The sequence below is a fragment of the Pseudomonadota bacterium genome, from assembly GCA_022361155.1.
Classification (GTDB): Bacteria; Myxococcota_A; Polyangia; order Polyangiales; family JAKSBK01; genus JAKSBK01.
This window is the reverse complement of record JAKSBK010000448.1, coordinates 1-13,435: the sequence shown is the minus strand read 5'-3', so window position 1 is coordinate 13,435 and position 13,435 is coordinate 1. Positions and strand designations below refer to the sequence as shown.

The following is a 13,435-nucleotide window of genomic DNA, read 5'->3' as shown; positions in this document are numbered from 1 at the left end:
GTCGATCCCCTTTGAGCACCTCCCTGCATTCTTCACCGAATTGCGCGCACTCTCATCGAACTTCGATCGTCCCACTGCAAAAAACATCCCCTTTTTCAGCCCCTGCCCCAATTCCATCGCCACCACTTTTTGAGAAGTTACGTGTTCGGCCCTGTGTCGGTTTTCGATTGCGTTCCAGTAATATTAGATTATTCTATAAATACCACCTCTACTGATATGGGGCGCCTGCTGGAGTCGCGGCGCAAGACGAGTTTGGGGTGGGCTCGATGTTTCGGCATCGCCTGACGTGGACCAGCCAGCAGTCTGAACGAATTGCTGCGTGATCGGGAGGTATCCAGTTGCAGAGCCTCAAGGTGCATCCTCTAATTGCTTGCCCGCCGCGGCCGTACCTCGACAAAACGAGCTACCTGTTGCGGACCAGCGACGCCGTGTGTGTCGTTGGTGGGCTCTATCTGAGCTTCGGTTATTACGGCGTCGCCTGGGAGGGTGGCCATACGCTGGCTGCAGTCGTGGCTGTGCTCCTGTTTCAGGTGATCGCGGGCTCGCAGGGACTGTATCGCCCCTGGCAGATCGGGCGCGCTGTTACCGAGCTGCTTACGGTCGCGCTCTCGTGGAGCCTGGTGGTTCCGGCGCTCGTGCTCCTCGCCCTCGGGCTGCACCCTTCGCACCCGGATTCGCGGGTGGCCCTGTTGTGTTGGCTCTTGCTGAGCCCCGTCGCGCTTGCGCTTTGCCGCCGGTTGCTGCGTTTCGCGCTGACGGAATTCGGTGCGCTACGGACCTCGGTGGCGATCGCGGGCGCGTCTGCCCTTGGAGCACGCCTGGCCCGGAGCTTTCAGCAGGCGCCTTGGAGCGGTGTACGGGTGGAAGGATTCTACGACGACCGCGCTCGCGAACGTTTGGATTCCAGCGTAGGCTCCGTGCGCGGCAACCTGAGCGATCTCGTCGAGCGCGTCAACGCTGGCGCCGTCGACGTGGTGTATCTTGCTCTGCCGCTGCGCGCGGAGCCGCGAGCTCAGGCGCTAATCCATCGCTTGGCCGACACCTCGGCCTCCGTGTTCCTGGCGTGCGATTTCGGTGGGTTCGAAGGCCTCAAGACGGACTGGTCCAGCGTAGGGCCGATCCCTGTAATGAGCATCGTCGACACGCCATTCCAGGGCGCGTCCGGCTACCTCAAGCGGATCGAGGATCTGGTGCTGGGGAGCATCATTATGGGCCTGATCGCGCTGCCCATGTTGATCATCGCGCTGGGGGTGCGCCTGACATCGCGCGGACCTGCGATCTTCAAGCAGCGCCGCTATGGTCTCAACGGCGACAGTATCCGCGTCTGGAAGTTCCGAACCATGACCGTGTGCGAGGACGGCGACAAGGTGACCCAGGCGAAGAAAAACGACACACGAATTACCCGCTTCGGTGCGTTCTTGCGTCGCAACTCCCTCGACGAACTGCCCCAGTTCCTTCAGGTGTTGACGGGCGAGATGTCGATCGTGGGACCGCGCCCGCATGCCGTCTCCCACAACGAGGCCTATCGGGGTGAGATCGAGGGCTACATGCGCCGGCACATCGTCAAGCCGGGCATCAGCGGTTGGGCCCAGGTCAATGGTTTGCGCGGCGAAACCGAGACGGTAGAGCAGATGCGGCGACGCGTCGAGTTCGACCTGCACTACATTCGTAACTGGTCTCTGCTGCTTGATTTGCGAATCATCTTCATGACTGTATTCGGTTCCTCAGCACGCAAGAATGCTTACTGATAGCGTACCTACGGTGTCGGAACAGAAAACCACGATAAGGAGCGACGCAGCCATGACACAGCCACACGGGCTCGCACAGCGATACGCATGGCTTCTGGGGATCGTGGCACGCCTTTGCGACCTTACCTGCGTGGTGGGGGCGCTGGTGGCCGCCTGCTGGTTCTGGAACGAACCTTGGTTCATCAGCTACGCTATTGCGGCGTTTTCGGCATCGGTGCTTTTCGCGATCGTCGCGCCGTCGTACGGTCTGTACCGGACCTTTCGCACGATGCCTGCCCAGAGCGAGGTGCTGAAGTCCTGGCTGGCGTGGCTGACCGTGCTGGCAGTACTCTTGATTGCCGGATTTGCAACGGGCTACATCGAGCGCTGTTCGCGCAGCGTCTTGGCGCTGTGGTGCGGACTCACGCCGCTGCTGGTGGGCTTCTGGCGCTTCGGCGTCGGGCTGACCTTGCGCTGGCTTCGCACCCGGGGACGCAACCCGAGGTCGGTGGCCGTTGCCGGAGCTTCGCACGTTGGCAGGGCCCTGGCGCAGACCCTGCTGGGCTCGCCCTGGATGGGCGTCCGCTTCGCAGGGTTCTACGATGACCGTCACGCGTCGAGGCTGCGTGAGTTCGTGCGACCCGGCGAGCTCGAGGGCAACCTGGAACAGCTGGTAGAGCGGGCGCGGGCGGGCGAGATCGACGTGGTCTACGTCGCGCTGCCGCTGCGGGCGGAGCCCCGAATACAGTCCCTGGTTCGAGCGCTGGCCGATACGACAGCCACGGTTTCCTTGGCTTGCGATTTTGGCGGGTTCGACCCCCTGCAGGCGCGCTTTGGAGCCGTCGGTGAGATCGCGGTGATGGGCATCGTGGACAAGCCGTTCTCCGGCGTGGAGGGCTGGCTGAAGCGGTTGGAGGACCTGGGTCTGAGCTTGATACTTGCGATCCTGGCCGCGGTACCGATGCTGTTGATAGGGTTCGCGATCAAGCTCAGCTCCCGCGGCCCGATACTAATCCGCGAGCGCTGTTACGGGCCCAACGGCTCGAGCCTGAACGTCCTGCGTTTTCGCACCAGCGAGCTGGTCCATGGCACGGCGCTGGAGGGAACGGTGCTGCGCCGCACTGCATTTGGGGACTGGCTGCGGCGCGCCAAGCTCGATCGGTTGCCGCAGCTGCTGCAAGTGCTGGGCGGCAGCATGTCGCTTGTCGGCCCGCGGCCGCTGACGCGGGAGGCCCTCGAGACCTACCGCACGCTGCAACCTCCGGCGATGCGTCACCATCGCGTGGCGCCCGGAATCATAGGTTGGGCGGAGGTCGATGGCGTGTTCGAGCTGGACGCGGTCGGGTCGACGCAGCAGGGCGAGGTGGGCTACGACGTCGGCTACCTGCGTAGCTGGAGCGTCGGGCTTGATCTGGCGATCATGTGGAAAGCGGTGCGGCAGGTGGCGATTGGCCAAGGCGCTGCGCGCCGGCCGTCAGCAGCGCGGCTTTCGCACGTGGAGCCGCGCCGCCTTCCTCGGTCCGCGCTCCGCGATAGCCTCGCCGATCAGGCTTGATCCGCGAACATCCGCAGACCGCGTGCTGGTTTGTCGAAGCGCGTTGCTGGTTGTCGAAGCGCGTTGCTGGTTGTCGAAGCGCGTTGCTGGTTGTCGAAGCGCGTTGCTTGGCGACACGCGCGCTCTGTGCCATCATCGGGCTCCGTTGCTGTCTATGCTGCGACGACGACTCGCTTGCTGCGTAGCGCTCGCGCCCGGTTGCCGGTCATGGGCACTCGTCTTGTGTATAGGGGCTGCGGCCTGTGGTTCCGCCTTCCCACCTGCCCCGACGATGCCTACGATGTCGTCCTCGATGCTGCCACCGCCGAAACGCGGCTTGTCCCAAGACCCACCCGAGCGTTTCGTGTTGAGGCCAGGCGACGTCATCGACGTCACCACCGTCTCTACGGAAACCGAGGAGCATACGGAGCTCATCGTCGATGCAGCCGGTTTTGTACGGTTGCCGCTCGTGGGCGAGGTCAAGGTAGGGGCGCTGGGTTTGGGACCCGCGGCTGCCCTGATTCAGGAGCAGCTGCGACGCTTCGACAAGTTGGCCACCGTGCAGATCAAGCTCAACGAGGCGAAGGGGCAGCGCGTAACCTCGCTGGGTGCCGTGGCGCAGCCGGGCGCAGTATCGCTGATTCCAGGAATGAGGCTTGCGGATGTGATCGCACTTTCGGGTGGACCCGCGGTTCGCACCGACGCCGAGGGACAGGCCTGGCCGCTTGCCGACCTGGCGAACGCCTCCGTCTACCGCCAAGGGTACCGACTTCCCGTGGACGTGAACAAGGCGCTACGTGGCCACAAGAGCCACAATGTCCTGATGCGAGCCGGTGATTCCGTCTTCGTTCCACCGCTGCGGCTCCTGGACGTGAGCGTGCTTGGTGCCGTGGGCGGTGCGACGGCGGTGCCGTATCGACCCGGCCTGCGTCTCACCCAGGCATTGGCCATGGCCGGAGGCCCGACTATCGATGCGGACCTCGGCGATCTACGCCTGTTGCGACGCGAGGCCGAAGGGACCCGGGTCTATCACGCCCGGCTCGACTCGATCGTGAGCGGGCAAGCTTCCGACATCGCCATGCAGCCAGGTGACGTGCTCTACGTCACGGATCATCCCATCGCCGATTTTGGCGAGGTGCTGGATAGGCTCGGCCCATTGATGTCCATGAGCGTGAGCGCGCTGTTTTTGGCTCTGGCAATCGCTGCCAATTAGGGCCCGCGGAAGAATAACTCGTGTGTTTCGGTGAGGACTGGGCACCGCTGGCGCGCGTCCCGAAGCTCCGGACCGAGCATGGCGCAGCGCCGCGGGGTCGGATGGCGTGTCGGCGAGTGCTCCCGAGCTCGATAGGCACGCTCGAGCCCCCCTCGAGGGCGGCGTGGACCGCACCGATCAGCTCGGCGGTAGAGGCCCCCTGCGAGGTGCAGGTCAAGGTGCTGAAGACTAAGCACAAGGCCAGTATTCTGTTCGTTCGCTTGCGGGAGAGGTGCATCGAGCGGGGTGAGCGGGCTACCGCAGTGGGCGCAGGTCGCGTTGCAGCCGAAAGGCGGACACCGCTCGGATGCGCTTGTCGAGCTGGAAGGTCTCGCCGCCTGCGTGCACCACATCGAGTGACGACAGGCGCAGGTCGCGCATCGCAATGCGCATCGACTTGTTGACCGTGGGCGCAGTGGTGCGCTTGATCTCGAAACCCAGCCGTCGTGCTCCTCTGACGACCAGCAGATCCAACTCCGCACCCTGATGAGTGGCCCAGAAGAAGCTCTCGCCGGGGCCAGCGCCGATCTTCAGGAGTATTTCGTTGAGCAGGAAGCCTTCCCATGAGGCTCCGAGCTTCGGGTGACCCTCGAGCGAGCGCCAGTCCGATATGCCGTGCAGGGTGTGCAGCAGCCCGCTGTCGGCCAGGTAGACCTTGGGCGCTCGGACTTGCCGCTTCGCCAGGCTTTCGTGCCAAGGCTGCAGCTGGCGCACCATGAAGGTCTCGGTGAGCAGATTGAGATAGGTCTTGGTCGTCGTGGCGGCCACCCCCAGCGAGGAAGCGACGGCCGAGGAGTTCCAGGTCTGGCCGTGGTAGTGAGCTGTCATGGTCCAGAAGCGGCGCATCACCGGAGCCGGTATGCGCGGAGAAGCGAGGTTGGGCAGGTCGCGTTCCACGAAGGTGCGGATGAATTGCTCCCGCCAGTCGCGGCTTTCCTGTTCGTTGCGAGCCAGGAAGGAGCGCGGAAACCCGCCGCGAAGCCAGAGGCGCTCCAGGGCCGCGTCACCTACCTCCTGAGCACAGAAACCCGGCAGCTCTACATAAGCGATGCGCCCGGCCAGCGTTTCCGACGACTGCCGGAGCAGCTCGGGCGACGTGCTCCCTAGGACCAGGAACCTGGGCGTGCGGGGCCGGTCCGCCACCACACGTAGGGCTGCGAAGAGCTCGGGGCGGCGCTGCACCTCGTCGATCACTACCAGTCCCCGGCGGCGCAGTAGTGCTGGTATGGGGTCCTTTAGCCGGGCCAGATCAGCCGGATCCTCGAGGTCAAGGCGCTCGCTCTGCCCCCGTGAAGCTCCGGCATACTGCAGTGCGAGGGTGGTCTTGCCTACCTGGCGTGGGCCAAGCAGCGCCACGATTCGATGGCTGCGGTGCAGACGTCGAATGGTGCGCAGGTGCCGCTTCCGCTGCAGGATCACGTCTTCTTTCTACCATGAAAATCCTCGATCATATACTGGGATTTCCTGGTGAGCTGCACTATCTGCTCTTATTGCCGTCGGGACCGGCCGCTCCAATCCGTAACCGCAAGATCCCTGAAGTGCCGAAAGTCCTTCGTATTGCCCGTCACCAAGGTGAGTTTCGCTACGGACGCGATGGCTGCGATTTGTCCATCGACATACGGTGTCGGCTTGCCCGCGCGTTCCAGCCTTGCTCGTTCCGCCGCGTGCCAGGTGGCGGCCACCTCATCGTAGGGAAGGATCGGAAAGGCGGGACGGACCACGTCACGCAGGTACGCCTCGAGTGCCCGGCGCCGGCTGCCCGGAGGCAAACGCTGGCAGCCGTAGCTGAGCTCGTGCCAAACGGGTGCAGGGATCGCGCAGCGATCGGCGTGCCTCTCGAGGCGGGCAACGACGGTAGGGTCGGCAACCTTGCGTACGGGTACCGAGATCACGTTGGTATCCAGCAGGAAGCTCGCGCTCAAAACTGCACCCGCCGTCCGCCAGAGGCGTCTCGAAGCGTTTGCAAGAAGTCTTCGTCCAGCCCGTCTTTGCCAAGGTCGTAGCTGGCCGCGAACTCCTTGTATGCTTGCTTGAACGCGCTTCTCCTGCCCTTGATGCGTTGATACTTCTGAATCGACACGAGCACCGCGACGGGTTCACCCCGGCGCGTAATCTCGACCTCCACGCCGGCTTCGGCCTGGGTGAGCAGGGCCGAAAGATCCTTGCGAGCGTCAGCTACGGAACAACGCTTGGCCATGACCATAATGTACATGAAGATGTACATCTCGCCCAGTACCTGGGCCAAACGCATCTCGTAAGTTGATTCATGGTTCGCAATGATAACGGCACTGGACGATGTCGATCGTGTCGTTGCTGACCGCGTACCTCACCGGGTGCATCGAGCGCGAATCATCCTGCTCATTCGGTTTGACGCTGGCGCGCAGGCTGCCGCAGTGGTTCAGCCGGCGATGCCCAGCCACAACGCGATGGCGCGGCTGACTCGAGTCATGGCAGCGTCCTGGAGACGGCCGATGGGCTCACCGATGCGCTCGCGGCGCACCGTCGTGACCTTGTCGACCATGATCTGCGAGACGCGTCGCAGTCCCGTGCCAGGCTCGGGCTCCACCGTGATGCGAAACAACGGAGCGTCGATGATCGCGCTGGTCACCGGCAGGACCGTGACGCTGGCGTGTGTTTCATTGAACAGATCCGACTGCACGACCAGGGCGGGTCGCGGCTTGCCGTAGTCTCCGGGGACAGCGACCACGACCAGGTCACCGCGTGTCATGCGGTCCAGTCTTCGGCTGGTTGCTGCGCTTCGATCCAGTCGAGGACCTCATGCTCGGCTTGGTGAGCCTGGGCCGCGATCCTACTCTGCCGGCGGCACTCGCCTGCAAACCCCCGCGCGCGCGTGTCGGGGACCCAGAGCTGGACCAGGCGCAGGCCGGCGCGCTTCATGCGCTCGCGGTAGCGCCCTACGCTGGCACGAGAAGCCTGCTTGCGACTCATGACATGATATATAGCATGACGCCTAGTTCCGCGCTCGCAAACTCGCCGCCGCGCTCGGATGTGACGATCCGCGGCAGCCAGCCGCGATGTGTCTCCACAAGGAGGTCGGTTACCACTGGCGACATTGATTCCCTGGGTCCAAGGGCAGCGCGAACCTGGGTGGCCTGAGCCCCAACCCGGGTCAGCCCGGGTCGCCCCAACCCGGGTCAGGTCGGGTCGGGTCGGCGGCGCCGGACCGAACCCGGGTCAGGTCGGGTCAGCCCGGGTCAGCCCGGGTCGCCCCAACCCGGGTCAGGTCGGCGGCGGGGAGGTCGCGGGTCAGCCCGGGTCGCCCCAACCCGGGTCAGGTCGGCGCCGGACCGGGGGCTGTCGGGGGTGGTCGCCGGCGTGGTGGGGCTTGGGCGTCACCGGCGCCAGTCTTCTTCGATGCGGTAGTCTCCATCGGGCTCGGTGCAGTCCTCGATGGCTTCGGCCTGGCCGTCGCTGAGCAGGCCCAGCTGCTCGGAGAGGTGCTCGAGCAGCGTTTCGACCGCGTCGTCGCGACCGCTCGCAAGCGCCTTGGCCACAAGATCGGCGACCGTGCAGCCCGTGTGCGGGCCGTGTCTGAGCAGCTGGTTAGGGGCCAGGCTGTCGCAGTCGCCTACTACGACGGTGAAACTCATGTCGGAGTACCAGCAGGCGTCCATGGCGTCGATGATGCCGTCTCCGTCCACATCGGCCGGATACTCGTAGCTGCCGATGTCGCAGGGACCGATCCTGGGCGTGCCGATCTGGTCTGTTGCCATCCCGCACAAGCCGGCCGCGTCGATGGCCGGGCTGCTCGGCAGAAGTGCATGCGTCCAGGTCGACCCGCCGTTGTCTGCGAGCGGACCCATGACCGGGTCGAGCCCGAACATGTCGTCGAAACCGCCGCGCAGCGGGCACTTGGGGTCACCGACCAGGTTGTGGCCCCCGGAATCGCGCCATCCGCCTCCACAGTCCGGCCAGCGGCTAGCGATATTGCCGGCAACGATGCTGGAGGTCACAACCTCCGATCCAGGCCCAAGATACAGGCCACCGAAGCTTCCGTCAGTCCGGTTCTTGGTGATGGTGCTGTGTAAGATCGTTCCGGATCCATCGAGCCACATGCCACCCGTGCTGAACCCGGCCGAGTTTTCGCTGATCGTGCTGTTCACGACGTTGAGCTCACCACCGATATTGCCCAAGGCGCCGGCTTGGAACAGGGCGTGATTCCAAGCCAGCGTGGTTTCGGCCAGGCTCAGTTGACCTTGCGAATTGAAGATCCCCGCGCCACCCGCCGCGCTGTTGTGGCTGACCGTGCTGCGCTGCAGTGTCAGCGTTCCCTGGTTGCAGATGCCCGCCCCGTCGCCTGCGCTGAGCAGTCCGCCCTGCACGGTCAGGTCTTTCAGGATCAGGCTGCCCGTGCTGCTTACCGAGAAGATCCGGAACTCGTCGAGGCTTGCCGGATTCCGCTCGATGGTCGCACCATTGCCGTGGATCACGATGGGTTCGACGATGAGCGGCATCCCGTTTGCTCCGCTGCAAGGACCCTGGCTCTCAGTATTGTTGGCCGCGTCAAGCACGTAGTAGCCGTTCGGGACAAGCTCGATGGGCACGCTCGAGCCGCCTTCGAGGGCAGCGCGGACCGTCTCGATCAACTCGGCGGTCGAAGACCCGTGCGAGGTGCAGCTCAGGGCGCCGAAGACTACACACAAAACCAGTATTTGCCTCCGTACCGCCCCGGCTGCGCGCGCAGCTTGCCGTCTGCGCTCGAACGAGTTCGCCATGAAGCACCCTCCGACTGATCGCTCACGTAGCCCTGGACGCTCAGAAAACCTCAGGGATTACGTGGCCAGATCACGTTTAGAAAGGAATTTTCTCTACACAATGTAAGTGTGCAAGATCCAGTCGACGGTGCAAGAGGTTTCTGTGCGCATGGGTACGCAGCGCAAATTTCCTCCTACCTTCCGCGACGATTCGCGTCGAATGGATCGTCAAAAAGAGAGCATCGGAGTGGGTGTCCTGGCGGCAACATCCCAGCGGCGAGGCAATCACATGGGGACAGAAACCACCACAGCGACGAGCAGCACGGGCCGGACCGGGACGAACGCCGCCCCTGCCCGTCGTGCCCCAATCAGGTACCACCTCCTGAGGAGGTGGTTTGATGAAGGCCCCTTGAAGGGGCCCGGTTCGGGAGGAAGGCCCTCCGGGCCGGCTGTTGCCTTGCCCCTGCCCGAGCTCTCATCGATCGCTCGTCATTGATAAGGCTTGACCAACATCGAGCGCCTCGGCCATCACGTTCCCGGGCAAGGGCAGGGGCAGGAAAAAGCACCACGGACCGCTCGAAGCTTGACGAGTCTCACCTCCAGAGGCGTGGCTTACCGGAGGGAGTTGGAGTGGATGTCCCCGTGCACCCCGGGCGCCTAGTGTCGCGCTCGGCGTTTCTCCCCTTCGTCGCTGCGGGGATCCTCGTCGTCGCAGCGATCTTCCTCGATCCGCTCGTCTTCGTCCCTGCGCCAGTCTTCGTCCCTGCGCTCGTCCCTATCGCGTTCGTGGCAGCGGTCGTTCTTGGGCTGCTTTTCGTAGGCCCCGATGTCGCAGTACGCCATGCCGTCGCCGTCGCCGTCGGCCGGTCGCGGCTGGCCTCGCGCATCGGTAGCGGTGGGGGGGTTGCAGTCCCCCGCTGCGTCAACAGCGGGGCTCGCGGGAGACGGCGCGTCGGCATCCAGCAGGGCGTGCGTGTGCGTCGGGCCGCCGTTATCCTGAAGTGGTCCCAGGCGGGGATCGACGACACCCACAATATCGGTGCCAAGCGGAGTGAAGCCGCAGCCGGTCGCGTCGCCGATCAGGTTGTGGCCGCCGCTCGCGGGCGCGCCGAAGCAGTCGGGGGCTGTGCCATCGTCCGTGTTTTGCGCCACGATCGTGTTGACCAGCTGCAGCTGTTTGCCTTTGTTTTTCAGGCCTCCGTGCTTCTTGCCTGCCGCGTTGCGAGTAACCGTGACATGGGTGAGCGTTGCGCTGGCACCGGTCACGTTGCTCATGGCGCCGACGTCGCCGGCCGCCGTGTTGCCGCTCAGGGTGACGTTGGTGAGCTGCGCGGTTCCGTACAGGTTGACGATAGCTCCGCCGTTCTTCGAGGCCTTGTTCTCGCTCAACGTGCTGCGATCCAGATGGAGCTCACCCCCTTCGTTGAATACGCCACCGGCATCGAAGGCTCGGTTCGTGCGAACGCTGCTGTCTGTGAGCGAGAGCTTGGGCATCAGCTCGCTAAAGCGCCTCAGGTTGTAGATGCCACCTCCGTGCGTGAAAGCTTCGTTTTCCTCCACGCGACTCGTAGTGAGCGTGGTCGTGCCGTCGCCCGCACTGCCGGTGCCTTCGGGCGCCACGTTCGCGATGCCGCCTCCGAGATGGGCGCCGTTGTCGCGAACCGCGCTGCGCACCAGGGCCAGCTTGCCGGCGTTGCAGATGCCGCCGCCTCGCGAGCCGCTGGAGGTGCTCAAGAGCCCGCCGGTCACGGTCAAATCGTTGAGCGTCAGCGAAGCGTTTGGGTCCACGTAGAAGATGCGAAACTCTGGACCGCCGCTCCTGCTCAGCGTGAAGCCGTTGCCGTGGATCGTGACGTGGCTGCCGCTCTTCACGACCAGCCCTGTGGCACCGGCGCAAAGCTCTTCGCCAAGTGGCTCGGAATGCGGGGTGCTCAGGTCCAGCGCGTGGCTGCCGGATGCGAGGCTGATCACCGTCTGTACGCCAGTCATGTTCGCGGTGTCGATGGCCTGCTTCAACTCGGCGACGGTGCTCGCGATAATCGTGTTGTCCCCTGTGCAGCTAGCCAGCAGCAGGGACGCGCTCAACAGACCCCATCTTGGATATCCCATGCCCAACCTCACTCAGGCGTGAGGTATCCAGCATGACCGTATTTACACAGCTATGCAAGATATTTGTGCACAATTAGGCACATGAGGGATTGCTGCGGCAAGTGATCGTGCAGGACGTCGCGCTTACGGAGGCGCGACGGATAGTAGGTAGTTTCCCCCGCGGTCGGCCGATACTGGTCGGCGCTGGCCCAAAAGAAAGGGCCGGCCCCTGTACGGGGCCGGCCCTTAGGTGATGCCTACCTACCTGCAGCCTCAGCGACTAGTGCGTCGAGATCGGCTCGGGGTGGGACACGGGGCAGCGGTATTCCAGCTGCAGGCTGGGTTCCAGGGATGGCTGGGTCATACCCGTAGCCACCTTGGCAGTCAGCTCGCCGCTGTCGATCTGATTATTTCCGTTCCCTAGGTCTGCGATGGGGTCCTTCCAGAGCCACTGCGTACTATCGTCAGCGTTCGTCGGAACGTCCGTCGGAAAGTCCCACGGGTGCGCATCAAACAGCCCGTAGTCCCAGAGCCCATCCTGATTATTGGGCTTGTTCTTGGTGTTTGGAGGCTCCCATAGGGCGACGTCCCAGTGCAGCTTGCCGTCGCCTGCTGGCATTGGTGCGGCGCGGACACCGTCCAGGTCAACGCACTTCTTGAACGGCCGGTAGACGCAGAGGCCCGCGACAGTTTGTGTAACAGAGGTTGGGGTGGGATTCGGGACGCGCGGATCGTCCTGGCAGTCGGCGGATCCTGTGCACCCATCGCCCTGCTGCACGCTAAGCGCTCCCGCGGAGTCCATTTCCAACCAGCACGTCACGGCCGTAGGCGTGATGGCATCCGATTGCTGAACCTTGGCAGCGTACTGCAGCTCCGGGCTGTGGTCATGGTCCTTGTCGACCAACCAGACGTACGTTTCGGGGCTTCCAGTTTCTGGGACCACGCGGGTTTCGATGTTTACACCTGGTTTCGTCGGATCGGATTTCTCGGGCAAGTTGACATGTAGTTCCTTGAAGGCGCAGGTCTCGACGTTCTTTACGCTCTCATCCTTCGCGGCCACCCGCACCACGGACTTGAACTCGTACGGCCACTCGTTGGCAAGGCCGTCAAAAGTGCCAATGTCGACCGGAAGGTAGACGCGCGCTGTGCAGCGCAGCTTGCCGTCCACGCCTGTTATCGCCTCGCACTTCGCCTTCACGCCCTCGTTGTCGGCAGGCGAGAGATCACATGCGTCTTGCGGCGGGGCGGGAAGATCGTCGGGCTTCAGCACGTGGACCCACACGTCGTCCAGCTTGCTCGTATCATGGAGTGCGGCCTTGGTGTTGGCTGCTACCTTCACGTCGACCGTGACCTCGCATCCGTGCGGGATGTGCTCTTTCTTTTCCCCGTTGTTCGGGTCGGTTACGACCGCGTGTGCCTCGGCCCTAAACAAGACGATCGAGGGCGCGATCTCGGATTTGATCTTGACGGTCGCGCCACCCAGCGTAGCGTGGCCAGACGTATTGATAGGCACGTCAATCCACTTCGGGTCTCCGGAAACGACCGTGAAGTGTTCTGGATGCGTACGGCCCGACATGCAGTTGGGACTCGAGTCGCACGTGCAGTTCAGGTCGTCCTTACCGCACGCAGGCGAGCCATGGAAGGTCACCCAGCCGCTCTTCGCGGGGGAAACTGGCACCTTGTACTCGACGACGTGCCCATCAGGGTCCGGAACACATTCATTGCTGTTGTCCCACTTTCCCGGTGTCAGAATGACCTTGACCCAGTGCCAGAGGTCTGCCGTAACCCAGGCCTCAAAGGTGCCGCAGTAGTCTCCCTCAGGCAGCCAGACGTCGCTGATGCTGAGGCCCGCCTGGGTGGACTTGACCTCAGGCTCGCCCCCGACTGCGTCGTCGTTTGACGAACACGCGACCCACCCCCCTGCGAGGAGGCAGAGCAGCGCGCCACAGATCAGCACCCGTTTCGAGTGCATCTTGTTCTTCCTGTTCATGCTTCTACTCCGTATCAATAACGAATTGTCGCGACCGCACTGATGGCGTGCCGCTGGTTGTACAGACGCCCCGAACGAAGGACGTCCGTTTGGACGCGCGCCGCACCGTGAAACGTGCCGGCCCGCGAG

At 63.9% G+C, this 13,435-nt stretch carries 11 protein-coding genes; 3 read left to right on the top strand and 8 right to left on the bottom strand.

What is annotated here, in order from left to right; translation table 11 throughout:
- The first annotated feature begins 338 nt into the window (after positions 1-338).
- The 3 genes from MJD61_16945 to MJD61_16935 all read left to right on the top strand — a co-directional run bounded on the left by MJD61_16945 (position 339) and on the right by MJD61_16935 (position 4,474).
- Positions 339-1,748: an undecaprenyl-phosphate glucose phosphotransferase gene (locus tag MJD61_16945; GenBank protein ID MCG8556950.1), complete on the top strand. Its 1,410-nt coding sequence runs from the start codon at positions 339-341 to the stop codon at positions 1,746-1,748.
- Between the two features lie 52 nt (positions 1,749-1,800).
- Positions 1,801-3,282, top strand: coding sequence for an exopolysaccharide biosynthesis polyprenyl glycosylphosphotransferase (locus MJD61_16940; GenBank protein MCG8556949.1), 1,482 nt, complete (start codon positions 1,801-1,803; stop codon positions 3,280-3,282).
- Between the two features lie 280 nt (positions 3,283-3,562).
- The gene (locus tag MJD61_16935) at positions 3,563-4,474 is read left to right on the top strand and encodes an SLBB domain-containing protein (GenBank protein ID MCG8556948.1); all 912 of its coding nucleotides are present in this window, start codon (positions 3,563-3,565) and stop codon (positions 4,472-4,474) included.
- 294 nt (positions 4,475-4,768) lie between these two features.
- Here MJD61_16935 and MJD61_16930 read toward each other — a convergent pair whose 3' ends face one another.
- The 8 genes from MJD61_16930 to MJD61_16895 all read right to left on the bottom strand — a co-directional run bounded on the left by MJD61_16930 (position 4,769) and on the right by MJD61_16895 (position 13,306).
- Positions 4,769-5,932, bottom strand: coding sequence for an ATP-binding protein (locus MJD61_16930; protein MCG8556947.1), 1,164 nt, complete (start codon positions 5,930-5,932; stop codon positions 4,769-4,771).
- A 68-nt stretch (positions 5,933-6,000) separates the two neighbouring features.
- Positions 6,001-6,435, bottom strand: a complete 435-nt coding sequence (locus MJD61_16925; protein ID MCG8556946.1) for a type II toxin-antitoxin system VapC family toxin — start codon at positions 6,433-6,435, stop codon at positions 6,001-6,003.
- Positions 6,432-6,758: a type II toxin-antitoxin system Phd/YefM family antitoxin gene (locus MJD61_16920; GenBank protein ID MCG8556945.1), complete on the bottom strand. Its 327-nt coding sequence runs from the start codon at positions 6,756-6,758 to the stop codon at positions 6,432-6,434. Before MJD61_16920 ends, MJD61_16925 begins: the two co-directional genes overlap by 4 nt.
- A gap of 153 nt (positions 6,759-6,911) precedes the next feature.
- Positions 6,912-7,241: a type II toxin-antitoxin system PemK/MazF family toxin gene (locus tag MJD61_16915; protein MCG8556944.1), complete on the bottom strand. Its 330-nt coding sequence runs from the start codon at positions 7,239-7,241 to the stop codon at positions 6,912-6,914.
- Positions 7,238-7,462, bottom strand: a complete 225-nt coding sequence (locus MJD61_16910; protein ID MCG8556943.1) for an antitoxin MazE family protein — start codon at positions 7,460-7,462, stop codon at positions 7,238-7,240. The genes MJD61_16915 and MJD61_16910 overlap by 4 nt, the downstream gene beginning before the upstream one ends.
- A 404-nt stretch (positions 7,463-7,866) precedes the next feature.
- Complete coding sequence (locus tag MJD61_16905) at positions 7,867-9,249, bottom strand: hypothetical protein (protein ID MCG8556942.1); 1,383 nt, start codon at positions 9,247-9,249, stop codon at positions 7,867-7,869.
- A 636-nt stretch (positions 9,250-9,885) separates the two neighbouring features.
- A complete protein-coding gene (locus MJD61_16900; protein MCG8556941.1) occupies positions 9,886-11,337 on the bottom strand; it encodes a hypothetical protein in 1,452 nt (483 codons plus the stop codon).
- A gap of 259 nt (positions 11,338-11,596) precedes the next feature.
- Complete coding sequence (locus tag MJD61_16895) at positions 11,597-13,306, bottom strand: hypothetical protein (GenBank protein ID MCG8556940.1); 1,710 nt, start codon at positions 13,304-13,306, stop codon at positions 11,597-11,599.
- Between the last annotated feature and the right edge of the window lie 129 nt (positions 13,307-13,435).